Origin of the sequence: Planococcus sp. MB-3u-03, assembly GCF_002833405.1 — a bacterium.
Classification (GTDB): domain Bacteria; phylum Bacillota; class Bacilli; order Bacillales_A; family Planococcaceae; genus Planococcus.
Window position 1 is genome coordinate 47693 of the sequence record NZ_CP025135.1, and the last position, 18375, is coordinate 66067.

Genomic DNA, 18375 nt, shown 5'->3' on the forward strand with positions numbered 1-18375 from the left:
CCAAATGTAATATGGCTGTGAAGAAAGAAATGGCCTCAACCCGTACAATGTAATCTATGTGAAGGAGACTGATGAAGATGTATATCGATACCCATGTTCATTTAAACGCCGATCAATACGACGAAGATTTACAGGAAGTCATTGATCGCGCGCTAAACAGCAAGGTGGAGAAAATGGTCGTCATCGGTTTCGACCGGAAAACGATCAAACGCGCCATTGAATTGGCTGAGCAATATGACTTTATCTATGCCGTCGTCGGCTGGCATCCTGTCGATGCGATCGATTGCACGGACGAAGACCTCGAATGGATCGAACAATTGGCCGCACACGAAAAAGTGGTCGGCATCGGCGAAACGGGCCTCGATTACCATTGGGACAAATCCCCGAGAGAAATCCAACAACAAGTATTCCGCAAACAGATCCAACTCGCGAAACGCGTCGGTTTGCCGATCATTATCCATAACCGGGAAGCGACAGAAGACGTGCTGACGATATTGCGCGAAGAAGACGCACAGGAAGTCGGAGGCGTCATGCATTGCTTCGGCGGCAGCGTCGAAACAGCGCAAGAGAGCATCAAGATGAATTTCATGATTTCACTTGGTGGGCCGGTAACATTCAAAAATGCCAAAAAGCCGAAAGAAGTAGCCGCTGAAATTCCGCTTGAGCATTTAATGATTGAAACCGATGCCCCTTATCTCGCACCGCATCCTTATCGCGGCAAGCGCAACGAACCTTCGTACGTAACGCTTGTGGCCGAAGAGATCGCCCGCTTGAAAGAGCTGCCAGTCGAAACGGTAGCTGAAGCAACAACGGAAAATGCGAAACGCTTCTATAAATTTTCATAAATGCTGGTTAATTAAAAAAACATGTGCGTTGACACGGAAGTGGGACGAACATATAATCACTCAGATGTACAAAGGAGGAGTTATTTTTGACAAAAGAAGCAAATAATACCAATGACAATAAATCATTCAAAGGAAAGTCGGTAGCGATCAGCATCGCAACGGTTCTGTTGTTCGCAGCTGTATTGGCTTTTGCGATTTTTGAAGGCACGAAAAATACGGTGACGATTACAGCGAACGGTGAAACGGAAGAAATCCGCACGCACGCAGAAACGGTTGGCGATGTATTGGACGAGCAGGCGATTGAAGTCGGGAAAGACGATTTCCTTAGCCAATCAGCCGATACGAAGATCGAAGGCGACACCGCGATCGAATGGGATGAAGCAGAACAATACGCAGTGACCGTTGATGGAGAAACCCGTTCAGCGTGGACGACTGAGAACACCGTGTCCGCTATTTTGGAAAAAGCGGAAATTGAAGTGACAAAGCATGACAAAGTTAGCCCTGCATTAGATGAAACCGTCGATGAAGATACAATGATCGATGTAGAAAAAGCGTATGAAGTAACCATCGTGGATGGCGGAAAAGACAAAAAAGTCTGGTCCACTTCGACTACGGTCGCTGACTTTTTAAAACAGCATAGTATTGAGCTAAGCAAACTTGACCGCGTAGAACAGGATATGGACGAACTCGTTCTTCCAAACTCGAAAGTCGAGGTCGTGCGTGTAGAAAAAGTCACCGATGTAGTGGAAGACGCTGTGAAGTATGCAGTGGAAACGAGAAAAGATTCTTCCCTTTTGAAAGGCAGCGAAAAACTTGTCCAAAAAGGGCAGAACGGATTGGTTAAGAAAACTTACGAAGTCGTGAAAGAAAACGGCAAAGAAGTAAAACGTGAATTGAAAAAAGAAAAAGTCGTCAAAGAACCGAAACAGCAGATCTTGGCTGTCGGCACGAAAACAGTCGTAGCGAGCGTTTCGCGCGGCACAGCGAAAAAAGAAACAGTTGCGCCTAAACAGGCATCAGCGAAAAAAGAAGCTGCGCCAGTGAAAAAAGCTTCGGCACCGGCGAAGAAAGCTGCAGCTCCAAAAGCGGTAGCGAAAGCTCCTGAAAAGGCTCCTGAAAAAGCGAAAGCTGCACCACAGCCAGCGAAAAAAGAAGCCGCTTCTGAACCTGCAGGCGGCAAGGAATTCTATGTCTCTGCAACAGCTTACACGGCTAGCTGCACAGGCTGCTCCGGCATCACGGCAACGGGCATCAACTTGAAAGCGAACCCGGGCCTTAAAGTGATCGCAGTTGACCCAAGCGTCATTCCACTCGGTTCAAAAGTCTGGGTAGAAGGCTACGGCAATGCGATCGCAGGCGATACAGGCGGAGCGATCAAAGGCAACAAGATCGATTTGTTCATGCCGAACCGTTCCGATGCCATCGCATTCGGGCGCAAGCAAGTGAAAGTTAAAATCCTCAACTAATCGAATACAGTATTATATAGAAGGAAAAGCTTTCCCGGAATGTCGGGAAAGCTTTTTACATGTTTGCCGGAAGCGCGGTAAAATGGATGAGATCTGCAGAAACGAGGGATAGACTATGAAGATACAAGAAGTGATTGTAGTCGAAGGAAAAGATGATACAGTGGCGATTAAGCGGGCTGTGGGCGCCGATACGATCGAAACGAACGGTTCCGCCATCTCAAACGAGACTTTGCGACGGATTATGCATGCCCAGGAGAAGCGGGGCGTCATCGTTTTCACCGATCCCGATTATCCGGGCAGGCGGATTCGTGCTATTATTGAAGAACACGTGCCGCATGCCAAGCACGCCTTTTTGGCGAAAGAAAAGACCATCGCCAAAAATGGCAAAGGGCTTGGCATTGAACATGCCAGTGATGAAGACATCCGTCAAGCGCTCGAAGCGGTCTATACGCCGCTGACGGCAGAGCGGCCGGTGGAGATCACCTTAGAGGATTTGATCGACGCACGGCTCATCGCCCATCCGTCCGCGAAAGCCCGCAGGACCGAGCTTGGGGAAGCGCTCAACATCGGCTATACGAACGGCAAGCAGCTGCACAAGCGCCTGCATGTGTTCGGCATCACCAAACAGCAGTTTATCGACGCAGTGCAAGCGTTAACCCAGGAGGACAGAACATGACCAAAGATATAGCAACACCGATCCGTACGCAAGAGATCATGGCCAAACACGGCCTAACGTTCAAGAAAAGCCTCGGCCAGAACTTTTTGATCGACCCGAATATTTTACGCAAAATCGTCTCGCAGGCGGGCCTCACAAAAGACTCGGCCGCCATTGAAATCGGCCCCGGTATCGGTGCATTAACCGAGCATTTGGCGAGAGACGCAGGAAAAGTCTTGGCGTTTGAAATCGACCAGCGGCTATTGCCGGTGCTCGCAGACACCTTGTCGCCTTATGATAATGTCAAAGTGATCCATTCCGATATTTTGAAAGCGGACGTTGAAAGAGCGATACAAGAAGAACTGGCCGGTTTTGACGATATCATGGTCGTCGCCAACTTGCCTTATTACGTGACGACGCCGATTATCCTTAAATTACTGCTCGAGAAGTTGCCGATCCGCGGCATGGTCGTTATGCTGCAAAAAGAAGTGGCGGAACGCATCACGGCGAAACCCGGCACGAAAGCATACGGCTCCTTGTCGATCGCCATCCAGTATTATACGGAAGCCGACTACGCCATGACGGTGCCGAAGTCGGTGTTCATGCCCCAGCCGAATGTCGACTCCGCGGTCATCCGCATGATCAAACGGCCGGAACCGATCGTCAACGTCATCGATGAAGACTTTTTCTTCTCGGTGACACGCGGGTCATTCGTCCAGCGCCGCAAAACGATTCTCAACAACCTGCAAAGCGCCATGCCAAACGGGAAAGCGAAAAAAGACTTCATTTTGCAGGCGCTTGAAGAAGCCGGCATCGACCCGACGCGGCGTGGAGAAACGCTCAGCATCAAGGAATTTGGGCTGCTTTCCGATAAATTATATCCGCATTTTCATTAAACCGTGAAACTGTAACAGTTTTGGCACAGTTTTTTTCGGAAGTAGAATATTTCGGATAAATAACTATTGCAATTCCTGAAAAGCATTGGTAAAATTAAAAATTTATTTGACTCCGCGGTCATTTTGTGCTAGACTTTAGACTATAGTGAGGTGTAGACAAAATGCCCAAAACTTTGGCGGAGATTAAAAAGTCATTAGACCTGCATTTAGGGAAAAGGTTGCTGTTAAAAGCAAACGGAGGTCGCAAAAAGACGGTAGAACGTGCCGGAATTCTGCGTGAAACCTATCACTCCGTGTTCGTGATTGAACTAGATCAAGATGAACATGCATTTGAACGTGTATCTTATAGCTACGCGGACATCTTAACTGAAGCAGTGGAAATCACTGTCTTTGAAGGAACAGAAGACGCACTTGTCGTTAAATAATTGAACTCTATTTCATACTTACTTTACAACCCGCTTCGGTGATTTCGCCGGAAGCGGGTTTTTTCTATTGTTCCGGTTCTTCGGAAGCCATGCGTCTGTGTTAAAATAGTTTTCATCAGAACAGAAAAGGAGGCAGTGGAATGCTCTATATAAAAGCGCCTGCCAAAATTAATTTGACACTGGATGTCTTGTACAAGCGTCCGGACAATTACCACGAAATCGAAATGATCATGACCACCGTCGACTTGGCGGACCGGATCGGCCTGCAAGGGACAGCGAAAGGCATACATATCCAGTCAGCGGACCGTTTTGTGCCGAATGACTCGCGCAATCTGGCGTACCAGGCTGCGCAATTGATCAAAGATACATTCAATATCAAGACAGGCGTCATCATCTCGCTCGATAAGCAGATTCCGGTGGCTGCGGGACTTGCTGGCGGCAGCAGCGATGCAGCGGCCACATTGAAAGGGCTCAACCAGCTATGGCAATTGAATCTGTCGCTCGATGAACTGGCGGAGTTGGGCGCGAAAATCGGCTCTGACGTGTCGTTTTGCGTATACGGCGGCACAGCGCTTGCGACAGGGCGCGGCGAGGTCATCGAAGAACTGCCGGCGCCTCCGCATTGCTGGGTCATTCTCGCCAAACCATCGCTCGGCGTCTCGACAGCGGATGTCTACGGGGCCTTCGATCCGGACAAAGCGGATCATCCAGATACGCGAGCGATGATCGCGGCACTGCGTGAAGGCGATTACGAAGCGATGTGCGATAATCTCGGCAATGCGCTCGAGAGCGTGACGATGAATATGCATCCCGAAGTCGGGCAGATCAAAGAACAAATGATCAAATTCGGTGCCGACGCGGTGCTCATGAGCGGCAGCGGCCCGACCGTTTTCGGCTTGGTCAACCAGGAAGCGCGGATCCCGCGTATCTATAACGGCTTGCGCGGCTTTTGTTCCGAAGTTTACGCGGTGCGCTTGCTCGGTGACCGGGAGCCTCTTGCTTAAATACGTATATTTATGGTAAGTTTTCATTAGAATATTCGTGTTTAGGAGAGGGTAGTAGTGAAATGGAAGCGCAGTGAACGCTTGGTCGACATGACGCATTATCTATTGGAACATCCGCATCAATTGATTCCGTTGACATATTTCTCGGATCTGTATCAGTCAGCGAAATCGTCGATCAGCGAGGACTTAGGCATCGTCAAGGAAACTTTTGAGGAAAAAGGCATCGGCCTATTGATGACCGTGCCGGGGGCTTCCGGTGGCGTCAAATACGTGCCGAAGATGAAAGATGCCGAGATTCGCCAGGTCATGGATGAACTGATTACCGACTTGAGCCAATCGGACCGGCTGCTGCCGGGCGGTTATTTGTACATGACCGATGTGCTCGGCAACCCCCAAATGATGAACCGCGTCGGCAAAGTGTTCGCCAGTGCATTTGCAGGCGAGAAAATCGATGCCATCATGACAGTCGCGACAAAAGGCATCCCGATTGCCCAGGCGATCGCGCGCCACTTGAATGTGCCAGTCGTCATCGTACGCCGCGACAGCAAAGTGACGGAGGGCTCCACGGTCAGCATCAATTACGTCTCGGGCTCCACGCGGCGCATCCAGACGATGGTGTTGTCGAAGCGCAGCATGAAGAGCGGACAACGCGTGCTCATCACCGACGACTTCATGAAAGTCGGCGGCACGATGAACGGCATGAAGAACTTGCTCGAAGAATTCGATTGCACATTAGCAGGCGTTGCAGTGCTCGTGGAAGCGGAGCACGCAGATGAGCGCCTCGTGGAAAAATATCTCTCCCTCGTCAAATTGGACGAAGTCAGTGAAAAAGACCGGACCATTACATTAAGAGCCGGAAATTATTTTGAAGGAGCGGATTAACATGAAATACGTAGCGACAGACAAAGCAGCAGCGGCAATCGGGCCGTATTCCCAAGGCGTCATTTCAGGTGATATGTTCTATAGCTCGGGGCAGATCCCGTTGAAAGCGGACGGAGAGCTCGCACAAGGCGGCATTGCGGAACAAACGCATCAAGTGTTCGCCAATCTTCAGGCCGTTTTAGAGGAAGCAGGATCGTCGCTTCAGCACGTCATCAAGACGACGGTCTTCATTAAAGACATGAATGATTTTGCGGAACTTAACTCTATTTATGCGTCTTATTTCGGCGATCACAAGCCGGCACGCTCCACAGTCGAAGTGGCACGCCTGCCAAAAGATGTGAAAGTGGAAATTGAAGTCATTTCGAAAGTTGCACAATAAAACCACCTTTTGGGTGGTTTTTGTTTTATTTTCATTTATTAAGTAAATTTTCTAATAAATTCTGTAATTTTTGAAGGAATTTAGTCCTCGTTCCCGAATACAAACAAAAGCGCCAAAAAATTACAGCAAGAGAAGGGGAGATTTGAGAATGGAAGTAACTGATGTAAGGTTGCGCCGAGTCCAGACTGACGGACGCATGCGGGCAATCGCTTCAATCACGCTCGACAATGAATTCGTAGTGCATGACATCCGCGTCATCGACGGCAACGACGGATTATTTGTCGCGATGCCAAGCAAGCGGACGCCGGACGGGGAGTTCCGCGACATTGCACATCCGATCAATTCCGGCACGCGCAATAAATTGCAAGAAGCCGTGCTCGAAGCATATGCACAAAGTGAAGAGCAGGCAGTTCTTGAGAATGCCGGCATCTGATACGCCGAAGAACCTTCCACTTCTAGAGAAGGTTCTTTTTTATGGGCAAAATCCCATCGGCAAGAAATCCCTCTCGCACCAGTTTTGTTCAGAAGGCGAAAAAAGCGCGCAATTGCGCTCGCTTCGGGCTTTGTCATGGGATTGTCATGTCCTGTAACCTTGAAAATCAAGGGTTTTTCAGCTATAGTCAATAAGGAAACGTGAAAGTGGCATTTTTTTGTCTAGACCAGGTAGCCCTTTCGCCAGACAATCATTTTTCAGTTAATCAATTTAAATACAGGAAACGGAGGGATTCGACCGATGGACCATACATATGCGGTAATTTTGGCGGCCGGGCAAGGCACGCGCATGAAATCGAAATTGTATAAAGTACTTCACCCGGTGTGCGGCATGCCGATGGTAGAGCATGTAACGGGGAATATCCACCGCCTTGGCGTCGAGAAAATTGTCACGATCGTCGGGCACGGAGCGGAAAAAGTAAAAGATCAGCTGGGGGACATGAGCGAATATGCACTCCAGGAAGAGCAGCTCGGCACAGCCCACGCCGTGCAGCAAGCAGCGCCGCTGATCGAAGGGAAAGCCGGGACGACGATCGTCGTGTGCGGCGATACGCCCTTGATCCGTGCGGAAACGATGCAGTCACTCATCGACCATCATAAAGAAACCGGCGCTAAAGCGACCATCCTGACGGCTATCGCTGAAGACCCGACAGGCTACGGCCGCATCATCCGGGACGCTTCTGAAAGCGTCGAGAAGATCGTCGAGCAAAAAGACGCATCGGCTGATGAGCAAGCCGTGAAAGAAATCAACACCGGAACCTATTGTTTTGATAACGAAGCTTTGTTCGACGCGTTGAAAAACGTTTCGAATGATAATGTACAAGGCGAATATTATTTGCCGGACGTCATCGAGATCTTGCAGAAACAAGGCGAAATCGTTGCGGCCTACGCAACTGACAGCTTTGAAGAGACGCTCGGTGTCAATGATCGCGTCGCGCTGAGCCAAGCGGAGACGTTCCTACGCCGCCGAATCGCTGAACAGCATATGCGCGCTGGCGTATCGATTATCGACCCAGCGACCGCGTATATCAGTGCACAGGCGAAAATCGGGGCCGATACCATCATCCATCCGAATGTCACCATCGAAGGAGACACGGTCATCGGGGAAGATTGCGTCATCACGTCGAATACGCGCATCGTCAGCAGCACCATCGGCGACCGCACGGAAATCCGCAGCTCCGAAGTATATGACAGCACGATCGGCAACGATACGGCTGTCGGGCCATTCGCTCATATCCGCCCGCAATCCGCGCTCGGAAATGAAGTGAAGATCGGCAATTTCGTGGAAGTGAAAAAAGCCGAGCTTGGCACAGGCAGCAAAGTGTCCCATTTGAGCTATATCGGAGATGCGCTTGTCGGCAGCGGCGTCAATATCGGCTGTGGCACGATCACCGTCAATTACGATGGCAAGAACAAGCACCTCACGACCATTGAAGATGATTCGTTCATCGGCTGCAACTCGAATTTGATTGCACCGGTAACCATCGGCAAAGGCTCTTATGTAGCGGCAGGGTCGACCATCTCGAAAGATGTGCCTAGTGATGCCTTGGCGATCGGCCGGGCGCGCCAGGAAAATAAAGAAGGCTACGCAAGCAAACTAAACCGCAAATAATAGGAGGGTTCCCCCCAATGGGCATTCAAAATACTAACTCGAAGTTGAAAATCTTTTCGTTGAACTCGAACAAAGAACTGGCTGAGCAAATTGCTGAGCAAGTGGGCTTGCCGCTTGGCAAAAGCTCGGTAACACATTTTAGCGACGGAGAAATCCAGATTAACATCGAAGAAAGCATCCGTGGCTGCGATGTGTTCATCGTCCAATCGACTTCACAGCCGGTCAACGAAAACTTGATGGAGCTATTGATCATGATCGATGCCGTCAAGCGTGCATCTGCGCGTACCGTAAACGTAGTCATCCCATACTACGGCTATGCACGCCAGGACCGTAAAGCACGTTCACGCGAGCCGATCACGGCAAAACTCGTCGCTAACCTGCTTGAGACAGCCGGCGCGACCCGTGTTGTCGTCTTGGATCTTCACGCTCCGCAAATCCAAGGGTTCTTTGATATTTTGATTGACCATCTGGTAGCTGTGCCACTCCTATCCGATCATTTCCTGAACGATCCGAACATCGATCTCGAGAACGCGATCATCGTGTCGCCTGACCACGGCGGCGTAACGCGTGCCCGTAAAATGGCGGACCGCCTGAAAGCGCCGATTGCGATCATCGATAAGCGCCGCCCGCGCCCGAACGTTGCCGAAGTGATGAACATCGTCGGGAACGTCGAAGGCAAAACAGCGATCATCATCGACGACATCATCGACACAGCCGGAACGATTTCGATTGCGGCGAGCGCATTGATCGAAAGCGGAGCGAAAGAAGTTTACGCTTGCTGTACGCATCCGGTACTTTCCGGCCCGGCCGTCCAGCGCATTCAGGATTCCGTCATCAAGGAATTGGTCGTAACCAACTCGATCGCTCTTGCAGATGAGAAAAAAATCGACAAGATCAAACAATTGACGGTTGCACCGCTTCTTGCTGAAACCATCATCCGTGTACACGAACAGAAATCAGTCAGCACTTTATTTGATTGATGGCGCTGGGCTGGCATATGCCAGAGTCTTCCAGGTTTCAGCTTGATATGAACAGGGTAGTTATAAACTATGTGTTTAATATAACTGGAGGTTGAAATTATATGGCTATCAAAATGACAGCAGCGAAACGAGAAACAGGAAAACCGCATTCGGCATTGACCGATTTGCGCGGCGAAGGCCACGTGCCGGGCGTCGTATACGGCTACAAAATGGAAACGACACCGATTGCCGTATCCGAAATCGACTTGATCAAAACTTTGCGTGAATCTGGGCGTAACGGCGTCATCAGCTTGGAAATCGGTGGCAAGAGCACGAACGTCGTATTGAGCGATTACCAAATGGATTCATTGAAAGGCAGCTTTAAGCACGTCGACTTCTTGGCGATCAATATGTCTGAAGAAATCGATGTTGATGCAACTGTTCACGTGATCGGCGAATCACCAGGCGAAAAAGAAGGCGGCGTCGTCACGCAGCCGAACCGCGAAGTTCATATTCGCGTCAAGCCGAGCGATATTCCGGATTCTGTCGATATCGACATCAGCGAGCTCGCAATCGGCGACTCTGTGTCGGTCAGCGACATCCGCGACAAGTTCAGCTTTGAAATCTTGAACGACGATGACTTCCTGTTGATCTCTGTTACAGCACCACGTACAGAAGAAGAGCTAGAAGAGCTTGAAACAACAGACGAAGGCGAAGAGCCTGAAGTGATCGGCGACAACGAAGAAGAAGCAGCCGGCGAAGAAAAAGAATAATTCCTGTAATGCCCAAACAGGGACTGCCGATAGGCAGTCCCTGTTTTTATTGTACGCGCGCGGATTATGGTAAAATAAAAGGCAGTGAAGAGATAAAAGGAGTTTGCTATGAAAATGATCATCGGCCTGGGGAATCCAGGAAAAGCATATGAAGAAACTCGCCACAATATCGGCTTTCATGTGATCGACCGGTTGGCGAGCGAGTGGAACGCCCCGCTCACGCAGTCCAAGTTCAAGGGAATGTATTCCGTCGTCCACCGTCCAGAAGGCAAAGTGATGCTCGTCAAGCCGCTGACCTATATGAATTTATCCGGCGAATGCATCGGCCCCTTGATGGATTATTACAATGTCGATATGGAAGACATCGTTGTCATCTACGATGATCTGGATTTGCCGACAGGCCAGCTCCGCTTGCGCCAAAAAGGCAGCGCGGGTGGCCATAACGGTATCAAATCACTGATCCAGCATCTCGGCACCCAGCAGTTCAACCGCATGCGCATCGGCATCAGCCGCCCGCCTGCAGGGATGAAAGTGCCGGATTATGTACTCGCTAAGTTCAGTGCTGAAGAAAAGCCATTGATGCAAGAGGCGGTCAAAAAAAGTGCGGATGCGTGCAATTACTGGCTGTCGAAACCATTCATCGAAGTCATGAACGAATACAACGGTTAATCGCTTTGGCGCATGCGTGCGTCCAAGGCTTTTTCCCGTTTCCTATCGTTTTTAAAAGGGTAATATAGCCATCAAACGGCTTTATTTTGGACAGGAAGGAGGAATCTTCATGAAGCACATTTTGCAGACATTTTTAGGGGATTCCCATACTCAATCGTTTATCAAAGAACTGAAAAAAGGCCAGGACCACCAGCTGATCTCGGGCTTATCCGGCAGCGCGCGGCCGATTTTTTACCAGACGGTCCATGAAGAACTCGACAAGCCACTGCTCGTCGTGACGCCGAATTTGCTGCATGCCCAAAGGGTCTATGATGATTTGGTCAGGCTGATGGGGGAGCAGCGCGTGCGTTTGTACCCGGCGGAAGAAACGATCGCTGCCGATATCGCATTTTCCGGTCCGGAACTGCGGGCCCACCGCATCGATACGCTCGACCATATGAAATCGACCGGCAAAGGCATTTACGTCACGCCGGTTTCCGGTTTGCGCAAATTATTGCCATCCCCTGCACAATGGGACGGGGCGACTTTGCGCGTTGCGGACGGAGATGAGCTCGATACGGAGAACTGGCTATTGAAGCTTGTTGCAATGGGCTATTCCCGCACGACGATGGTCACTTCACCCGGCGAATTCGCTTTGCGTGGCGGCATCCTCGATGTCTATCCGCTGCATTTCGAGCATCCGGTGCGCATTGAATTATTCGATACGGAAGTCGATTCCATCCGCATGTTTTCTGCTGAAGACCAGCGCTCGCTTGAGAAAATCGAGTCGCTGTGCATTTTGCCGGCTGTTGAATTGGTGTTGTCGGCAGGGCAGAAGCGTGTATTGGCAGACCGGATCGAAGACCAATTGACCGCGAGCTTGAAGAAGCTCAAGGATGACGATACGAAAGAGTTGATGCTGCAATACGTACAGCATGATATCGACACATTGCGGAGCGGCGACGAACCGGAACAGCTGGCGAAGTACGCAGCTTTGGTCGACTCGCAATCCGCTTTTCTCGGGGATTATTTCCCTGAAGACGGCGTCGTGTTTTTTGATGAGCTCGGACGCATACAAGAAATGACCGAAACGCTGGAGCGTGAAGAAGCGGAGTGGACGGTGTCGCTCCTCGAAGAAGGAAAGTTCCTCCATGACGTGGCGCTGGCGTACCCGTTCCGTGAGGTATTGTCGAAACTCAAGCAGCCGGCCAATTTCCTGTCGCTCTTTACGCGGACTTTCCCGCTCGTCACGATCAAGAAATCGCTCGCCTATTCCTGCAAGCCGATGCAATCGTTCCACGGGCAGATGAATTTATTGCAAGCTGAAATGGAACGCTGGACGCTCGGCAAGTTCCGCGTCTTCGTCGTGGCAAGCGGTGAAGAACGGCTGCAAAAAGTGCGCTCCGTGCTGGACGATTACGAGATGGAAGCGGAAATCATTACCGAAAAAACCATCGTCCAAGACGGCAAAACCTATCTCGTCGACGGCGAATTGTCCGGCGGCTTTGAAATGCCGCTGCAACGCATGGCGGTCATTACGGATGCGGAATTGTTCAAAAAGCAGCCGAGGAAAAAAACCCGCGCACAAAAATTGACCAATGCCGAGCGCATCAAGAGCTATTCGGAGATCAAGCCGGGCGATTACATCGTCCACATCCACCACGGCATCGGCCGCTTTGTCGGCATTGAGACATTGGAAAGCGGCGGCGTCCATAAAGATTATCTCCACATCGTCTATAAAGGCGATGATAAATTATTCGTGCCGGTCGACAAAATTGACCTCGTCCAAAAATACATCGCCTCGGAAGAAAAAGAGCCGAAGCTCCATAAGATGGGCGGCGTCGAATGGAAGAAGACACGCACGAAAGTATCGGCGGCCGTACAGGATATCGCCGATGACTTGATCAAGCTATATGCCGAACGCGAAGCGCTCGAAGGTTTTACGTTCAGCGAAGACCAGGACATGCAGCGCCAATTCGAAACGGAATTCCCTTACGAGGAAACGCCTGACCAATTGCGCTCCATCGACGAAGTGAAAAAAGACATGGAAAGAAAACGCCCGATGGACCGCTTGATCTGCGGCGATGTCGGCTACGGCAAAACGGAAGTCGCCATTCGCGCGGCGTTCAAAGCGGTGTTAGACGGCAAGCAAGTGGCGTTCCTCGTGCCGACCACCATTCTCGCCCAGCAGCATTTTGAAACGATGAGCGAGCGTTTCAAGGATTACCCGATCGAAGTCGGCCTCATGAGCCGCTTCCGTTCGAAAAAACAGCAAACCGAAACGGTTAAAGGCTTGAAGAACGGTTCGGTCGATGTCGTCGTCGGCACGCACCGCATCTTATCGAAAGATGTCGTGTATAAAGATCTCGGTTTGTTGATCATCGATGAAGAGCAGCGTTTCGGGGTGACCCATAAAGAGAAAATCAAGCAGTTGAAATCGACGGTGGATGTATTGACCTTGACGGCTACGCCGATTCCGCGTACTTTGCACATGTCGATGATCGGCGTGCGCGACCTGTCCGTCATCGAGACGCCTCCTGCCAACCGGTTCCCGGTGCAGAGCTATGTCATGGAACATAATGGCGGGCTCGTGCGCGAAGCGATTGAACGCGAGATGGCGCGCGGCGGCCAAGTGTTTTATTTATACAACCGGGTGAGCGACATGACCCGCAAAGTGGACGAGATCCAGCAGCTCGTTCCGGAAGCGCGCGTCGGCTATGCCCATGGGCAGATGTCCGAGACCGAACTCGAATCGATCATTCTCGGCTTCCTCGATGGCGAATACGATGTCCTCGTGACGACGACGATCATCGAAACCGGCATCGACATCCCGAACGTCAATACGCTCATCGTCTATGACGCCGACCGCATGGGCTTGTCGCAGCTCTATCAATTGCGCGGGCGCGTCGGGCGCTCGAGCCGTGTGGCGTATGCCTATTTCATGTATCAGCGCGATAAAGTGCTGACCGATGTCGCAGAAAAGCGCTTGATGGCCATCAAGGAATTCACCGAACTCGGCTCGGGCTTTAAAATTGCCATGCGCGATTTGTCGATCCGCGGGGCGGGCAATTTGCTTGGCTCCCAGCAGCACGGCTTTATCGACTCGGTCGGTTTCGATTTGTATTCGCAAATGCTCGAAGAAGCGATCGAAGAACGCCGCACCGGCATGAAGAAAGAAGTCGTGCCGGAAGTGGAAATCTCGCTGACGGAAGACGCGTATATTCCAGACAGTTATATTGCCGACGGTTACCAGAAGATCCAAATGTATAAGCGTGTCAAAAACATGGAAACTGCGGAAGAAATGATCGACTTGCAGGATGAATTGATCGACCGCTTCGGCGATTTGCCGATCGAAGCCGAGCAATTGCTGCGCATCGCCCGCATGAAAGTCTGGGCGCGTGCTGCCGGTGTCGAATCAATCAAACAGCAAGGAGATCGCGTCACCATCAAATTGAGCGATGCCGGAACGGAAGCGATGGACGGCGGAAAAGTCGTCGAAGCATCCGGCAACTACGGGCGTGCAGTCGGCTTCACGATGAACGGCCAGGCACTCGTTTTGAATATAGACGGCAAGAAGACCGGCAAACACCATCCATTTGATGTGCTTGAAGGCATGATGGAGATTTTAGCCGACTCTGTTAGGGAAGAGGCGTCGGTCGGTTGATGTGGGGGACAGGCAGATGACGGCGCAACATTCGATGGCCAGTTTCTTGAAAGGCGCTGCGTTACTTACGCTCGCAGGGTTTGTCGTCAAACTGCTGAGCGCTGTTTACCGGGTGCCATTTCAGAACCTGGTCGGCGACGAGGGCTTTTATATTTATCAGCAAGTGTATCCATTCGTGGCGATTTTCGGCATTTGGACGTCCTATGGCTTTGCAGTCGCCGTGTCGAAATTATTGGCGGAGCATCAGGACATAGAGCACGCAGGCATTTTGCGCGCTGCGTTTTGGCTCATCGCCATCATTTCAGCTTCAGCGTTTGCCGTACTTTACCTGGGCGCGGGTGTGCTCGCCGGCTGGATGGGCGATCCGGCGCTTTCGGGATTGCTGCGGGCAGGAGCGTTTGCGGTCGTCTTCATGGCGCCGCTTGCCATTATGAAAGGTCGACTTCAGGCAACTGGCAATATGGCGCCGGTCGCCACGGCCCAAGTCGCAGAACAGGCAGTGCGCGTCTCGGTCATTCTGATCGGTGCATTTGCTGCCGTCAGCTCCGGTTTGTCGCTGTATGCGGCAGGGCAAGTGGCGATCGCCGCTGCCGGTGCCGGCGCATTCGCGGCTGTGCTGTTATTATGGCGCTCTTACCGGAGTCAAAGAGAGCGCTCCATTGGTACTTTCCGCGGTGGAACGACGAAGAAATTGCTCGTTACGAGCCTCAGCGTCAGCATGAGTTCGCTGTTATTGGTGCTGTTTCAGCTGGTCGATTCGTTTACTGTCTATCGTCTGCTCGAACAGCCGCTCGGGGCAGAGGCCGCCATGGAGCAAAAAGGCATCTACGACCGTGCGCAACCGCTTGTGCAGTTCGGCATTTTGCTGGCGACTTCTTTGACGCTGTCGCTCGTGCCGCTTATTGCCCGTACGATGCAGGAAAAAAGCGGCCGCAGCCCGGCACTTTACGCAAGCCTCGCATTTCGCGTGTCCGTGTTGTTTGCGGTCGCCGCATCCGCCGGGTTGACGCTGGTTATGCCTTATGTCAATGAAGCTTTATTTAAGACGCCGGACGGATCTGTTGCACTCATCGTTTTAATTGGCAAATCGTTTCGATGTCGCTTGTGCTGGTGCTGACGGCGATTCTGTACGGCTTCGGAAAAATCCGCGTGCCGGCGCTGTTATTGTTTATCGGCTTGATGCTGAAACTGGCAGGTAATTTATTGCTCGTGCCATTGTACGGCATCACCGGGGCAGCGCTTGCCGGCAATATTGGCTTGGCCTTTATTGCGGCAGCGCTCATCTGTTATTTTAAGAAATTTTGGCCGCTGCAATTTGCTCACGCCCGTTTTTACGGCTGGCTCACAGCAGCGTCCGTGGCGATGACGATCGCGGTGTACGCCTTTGTAGTAGTGCTCGTGCCGCTATTGCCATGGTCCGGCCGGTGGGAAGCCGTATTCATCACACTGACCGCCGTGCCGCTCGGCGCTGCCGTGTTTTTACTGGTGGTGTCAAAATCACGGATCATCACCGAAAGGGAATGGTATATTATCCCATTCGGACGCCGGCTCGCTGCGTTGCAATTGGCGCTCAATCCACGAAAGAAAAGGAGTTAGACAATGCATACCATTCATATACTCGGCCTTGGCGCCGGGGATCTTCTGCAATTGCCGCTCGGCGTATACCGTACTTTGAAAGAGGCGGACCCGCTTTACTTGCGGACAGCGGATCATCCGGTCGTTACAGAGCTGGAGACAGAAGGCTTACGTTACGAGAGCTTTGATGCAATTTACGAAAAGCATGACGATTTTGCGCCGGTTTATAAGGAAATCGCCGAGACGCTTATCGCACTTGCGGAAAACGCATCCGTTTATTACGCAGTGCCGGGACATCCGCTTGTTGCGGAACAGACGGTGCAATTTTTGATCGAAGCAGAAAAACAAGGGCGCTGCACTTTATCGATTGCCGGGGGGCAAAGCTTTTTGGACGCCATATTCGGCGCGTTGCGCATCGATCCGATCGAAGGCTTCCAGCTGGTCGACGGCATCGGCCTCGACAGCGACCGGTTGAATATGACCGAACACATTTTGATTGCGCAAGTGTATGACCAGTTCAGCGCATCCGAAGTGAAACTGTCGTTGATGGAGAAATACCCGGACGATTATCTGATAACGATCGTCACAGCCGCAGGTGCAGCTTCTGAGCGCTTGCGCACGGTGCCGCTTCACGAACTCGACCACGCGGCAGAAATCGATAATTTGACGACGGTTTACGTGCCTCCTGCAACGGAGCAGACACAGCGTTTGAAAGAATGGCAGACCTTCCGCGACATCATCGCGAAACTGCGCAGTCCGGAAGGCTGCCCGTGGGACCGTGAGCAGACCCATGAATCGCTGCGCCCGTATTTACTCGAAGAAGCGCACGAATTGCTGCAGGCGATCGAAGAGGAAGATGATGAAGCCATCGCGGAAGAACTCGGCGATGTGCTATTGCAAGTGTTCTTGCACGCGCAAATCGGCCAGGACAACGGCTATTTCCAACTCGAAGATGTGCTAGAAGCCATCAGCGATAAAATGATCCGCCGCCATCCGCATGTGTTCGGTGACGTGAATGTAGCGTCAGCGGATGAGGTGGTGGATAATTGGCAAGCGATCAAGCGCCAGGAAAAGCCAGCGGGCGAATCGCTGCTCGATGGCCAGGACCGCTACAGCTCGTCTCTCTTGACCTCGTATAATTACCAGAAGAAAGCAGCGAAAGTGGGCTTTACCTGGAAAGACGCGGACGGCGCGTGGGCGAAGTTCGAAGAGGAATTGCAGGAGTTCAAGATCGAAGTGGCGAATGGTTCAAAAGACCAGCAGCTCGATGAATTCGGCGACTTGTTGTTCACGCTCGTCAACATCGCGCGTTTTTACGGCTTGTCGCCCGAACAGGCGATGGTCCAGGCGAACCGCAAATTCCGCACGCGCTTTTCGCACGTGGAGCAGCGCGCGAAAGAAGGCGGCCGTACGTTTTCAGATTACACACTAGACCAGCTAGACAGCCGCTCGCACGCAGCGAAAGCTGGACACGGAGAGGACGAAAATCATGAGACTCGATAAATTCCTGAAAGTATCCCGTTTGATCAAGCGCCGCACTTTGGCGAAAGAAGTAGCCGATCAAGGGCGCATTTTGGTCAATGGCAATAAAGCGAAAGCGAGCAGCGTCGTTAAAGAAGGCGACGAACTGCAGATCCGCTTCGGGCAAAAAGTGGTCACTGCCCGCATCGACCAATTGCGCGAAAACGTCCGCAAAGAACAGACTGCGGAAATGTACACGATCCTGAACGAAGAAAAGCTTGATAAAGTGGACCCGAGCTTTGTGGACGACGAAGCATAAAGAATGAAAAAGAACCCAGCCGGTTAGCGGTTGGGTTCTTTTTATGTAGGCGAGAAGCTGGGTGTGGCCACATACGGCATGAAATAGTGAGGAGGAGATTGCGTTACAGGGGCACGCTTGCCGGGGGGCGGGCGTCGAACCCTTGCGGCAAGCCGCATCGGTTTCGCCAGTCCCGCGTAATCCCCCAGGCGTCGGCCCCTTCCACTCCATCTCTAAGTTTAGAAGGGGATTTAATTGAGTCATCCGCTCAAATCGATAAGTGAAATAATTACAGATTTATTTTAAACGGTTCGTTCACTGGATTTGTTCAGTACATGCAT

18 protein-coding genes are annotated in these 18375 nt (G+C 51.5%); all 18 read left to right on the forward strand.

Translation table 11 applies throughout. The annotated features are described in order from the left end of the window. Positions 1-77 precede the first annotated feature (77 nt). The 18 genes from CW734_RS01390 to CW734_RS01470 all read left to right on the forward strand — a co-directional run bounded on the left by CW734_RS01390 (position 78) and on the right by CW734_RS01470 (position 18055). The gene (locus CW734_RS01390; RefSeq protein WP_101189149.1) at positions 78-845 is read left to right on the forward strand and encodes a TatD family hydrolase; all 768 of its coding nucleotides are present in this window, start codon (positions 78-80) and stop codon (positions 843-845) included. An 86-nt stretch (positions 846-931) separates the two neighbouring features. Continuing rightward, positions 932-2311, forward strand: a complete 1380-nt coding sequence (locus CW734_RS01395) for a resuscitation-promoting factor (RefSeq protein WP_101189150.1) — start codon at positions 932-934, stop codon at positions 2309-2311. Between the two features lie 115 nt (positions 2312-2426). After that, entirely contained in the window at positions 2427-2987 is a 561-nt protein-coding gene (rnmV, locus tag CW734_RS01400) for a ribonuclease M5 (protein ID WP_058382234.1), read from the forward strand. Further along, complete coding sequence (rsmA, locus tag CW734_RS01405) at positions 2984-3862, forward strand: 16S rRNA (adenine(1518)-N(6)/adenine(1519)-N(6))-dimethyltransferase RsmA (protein ID WP_101189151.1); 879 nt, start codon at positions 2984-2986, stop codon at positions 3860-3862. Before rnmV ends, rsmA begins: the two co-directional genes overlap by 4 nt. 161 nt (positions 3863-4023) lie before the next feature. Then, the gene (gene veg, locus CW734_RS01410) at positions 4024-4287 is read left to right on the forward strand and encodes a biofilm formation stimulator Veg (protein WP_058382232.1); all 264 of its coding nucleotides are present in this window, start codon (positions 4024-4026) and stop codon (positions 4285-4287) included. Between the two features lie 140 nt (positions 4288-4427). Next, entirely contained in the window at positions 4428-5291 is an 864-nt protein-coding gene (gene ispE, locus CW734_RS01415; protein WP_101189152.1) for a 4-(cytidine 5'-diphospho)-2-C-methyl-D-erythritol kinase, read from the forward strand. A gap of 57 nt (positions 5292-5348) precedes the next feature. Further along, positions 5349-6173, forward strand: coding sequence for a pur operon repressor (gene purR / locus CW734_RS01420; protein WP_101189153.1), 825 nt, complete (start codon positions 5349-5351; stop codon positions 6171-6173). Between the two features lies 1 nt (position 6174). Further along, positions 6175-6552 (forward strand): RidA family protein, encoded by a 378-nt coding sequence (locus CW734_RS01425; protein WP_101189154.1) that lies wholly within the window; start codon positions 6175-6177, stop codon positions 6550-6552. A 148-nt stretch (positions 6553-6700) separates the two neighbouring features. Further along, positions 6701-6985, forward strand: coding sequence for a septation regulator SpoVG (spoVG, locus tag CW734_RS01430; RefSeq protein ID WP_101189155.1), 285 nt, complete (start codon positions 6701-6703; stop codon positions 6983-6985). A 300-nt stretch (positions 6986-7285) separates the two neighbouring features. Then, on the forward strand, positions 7286-8656 hold the full coding sequence (gene glmU, locus CW734_RS01435; RefSeq protein WP_101189156.1) for a bifunctional UDP-N-acetylglucosamine diphosphorylase/glucosamine-1-phosphate N-acetyltransferase GlmU: 1371 nt from the start codon (positions 7286-7288) through the stop codon (positions 8654-8656). Between the two features lie 17 nt (positions 8657-8673). Continuing rightward, the gene (locus CW734_RS01440; RefSeq protein ID WP_058382226.1) at positions 8674-9636 is read left to right on the forward strand and encodes a ribose-phosphate diphosphokinase; all 963 of its coding nucleotides are present in this window, start codon (positions 8674-8676) and stop codon (positions 9634-9636) included. Positions 9637-9737: 101 nt separating this feature from the next. Continuing rightward, entirely contained in the window at positions 9738-10388 is a 651-nt protein-coding gene (locus CW734_RS01445) for a 50S ribosomal protein L25/general stress protein Ctc (RefSeq protein ID WP_101189157.1), read from the forward strand. 108 nt (positions 10389-10496) lie between these two features. Beyond that, complete coding sequence (gene pth / locus CW734_RS01450) at positions 10497-11057, forward strand: aminoacyl-tRNA hydrolase (protein WP_101189158.1); 561 nt, start codon at positions 10497-10499, stop codon at positions 11055-11057. 109 nt (positions 11058-11166) lie between these two features. Next, positions 11167-14700, forward strand: a complete 3534-nt coding sequence (gene mfd / locus CW734_RS01455; protein WP_101189159.1) for a transcription-repair coupling factor — start codon at positions 11167-11169, stop codon at positions 14698-14700. Between the two features lie 16 nt (positions 14701-14716). Continuing rightward, positions 14717-15817, forward strand: a complete 1101-nt coding sequence (locus CW734_RS01460) for an oligosaccharide flippase family protein (RefSeq protein WP_332871010.1) — start codon at positions 14717-14719, stop codon at positions 15815-15817. Further along, complete coding sequence (locus CW734_RS19540) at positions 15796-16296, forward strand: polysaccharide biosynthesis C-terminal domain-containing protein (protein ID WP_332871011.1); 501 nt, start codon at positions 15796-15798, stop codon at positions 16294-16296. The genes CW734_RS01460 and CW734_RS19540 overlap by 22 nt, the downstream gene beginning before the upstream one ends. Before the next feature lie 3 nt (positions 16297-16299). Continuing rightward, positions 16300-17778, forward strand: coding sequence for a bifunctional methyltransferase/pyrophosphohydrolase YabN (gene mazG / locus CW734_RS01465; protein WP_101189160.1), 1479 nt, complete (start codon positions 16300-16302; stop codon positions 17776-17778). Further along, complete coding sequence (locus CW734_RS01470) at positions 17765-18055, forward strand: RNA-binding S4 domain-containing protein (protein WP_058382220.1); 291 nt, start codon at positions 17765-17767, stop codon at positions 18053-18055. Before mazG ends, CW734_RS01470 begins: the two co-directional genes overlap by 14 nt. Positions 18056-18375: the final 320 nt, after the last annotated feature.

What these genes read in the sequence shown, in the direction of transcription:
- CW734_RS01390 (WP_101189149.1), top strand. Translation starts at nt 78, where the DNA reads ATGTATATCGATACCCATGTTCATTTAAACGCCGATCAATACGACGAA.
- rnmV (WP_058382234.1), top strand. Translation starts at nt 2,427, where the DNA reads ATGAAGATACAAGAAGTGATTGTAGTCGAAGGAAAAGATGATACAGTG.
- rsmA (WP_101189151.1), top strand. Translation starts at nt 2,984, where the DNA reads ATGACCAAAGATATAGCAACACCGATCCGTACGCAAGAGATCATGGCC.
- veg (WP_058382232.1), top strand. Translation starts at nt 4,024, where the DNA reads ATGCCCAAAACTTTGGCGGAGATTAAAAAGTCATTAGACCTGCATTTA.
- ispE (WP_101189152.1), top strand. Translation starts at nt 4,428, where the DNA reads ATGCTCTATATAAAAGCGCCTGCCAAAATTAATTTGACACTGGATGTC.
- CW734_RS01425 (WP_101189154.1), top strand. Translation starts at nt 6,175, where the DNA reads ATGAAATACGTAGCGACAGACAAAGCAGCAGCGGCAATCGGGCCGTAT.
- spoVG (WP_101189155.1), top strand. Translation starts at nt 6,701, where the DNA reads ATGGAAGTAACTGATGTAAGGTTGCGCCGAGTCCAGACTGACGGACGC.
- glmU (WP_101189156.1), top strand. Translation starts at nt 7,286, where the DNA reads ATGGACCATACATATGCGGTAATTTTGGCGGCCGGGCAAGGCACGCGC.
- CW734_RS01440 (WP_058382226.1), top strand. Translation starts at nt 8,674, where the DNA reads ATGGGCATTCAAAATACTAACTCGAAGTTGAAAATCTTTTCGTTGAAC.
- CW734_RS01445 (WP_101189157.1), top strand. Translation starts at nt 9,738, where the DNA reads ATGGCTATCAAAATGACAGCAGCGAAACGAGAAACAGGAAAACCGCAT.
- pth (WP_101189158.1), top strand. Translation starts at nt 10,497, where the DNA reads ATGAAAATGATCATCGGCCTGGGGAATCCAGGAAAAGCATATGAAGAA.
- mfd (WP_101189159.1), top strand. Translation starts at nt 11,167, where the DNA reads ATGAAGCACATTTTGCAGACATTTTTAGGGGATTCCCATACTCAATCG.
- CW734_RS01460 (WP_332871010.1), top strand. Translation starts at nt 14,717, where the DNA reads ATGACGGCGCAACATTCGATGGCCAGTTTCTTGAAAGGCGCTGCGTTA.
- CW734_RS19540 (WP_332871011.1), top strand. Translation starts at nt 15,796, where the DNA reads ATGTCGCTTGTGCTGGTGCTGACGGCGATTCTGTACGGCTTCGGAAAA.
- mazG (WP_101189160.1), top strand. Translation starts at nt 16,300, where the DNA reads ATGCATACCATTCATATACTCGGCCTTGGCGCCGGGGATCTTCTGCAA.
- CW734_RS01470 (WP_058382220.1), top strand. Translation starts at nt 17,765, where the DNA reads ATGAGACTCGATAAATTCCTGAAAGTATCCCGTTTGATCAAGCGCCGC.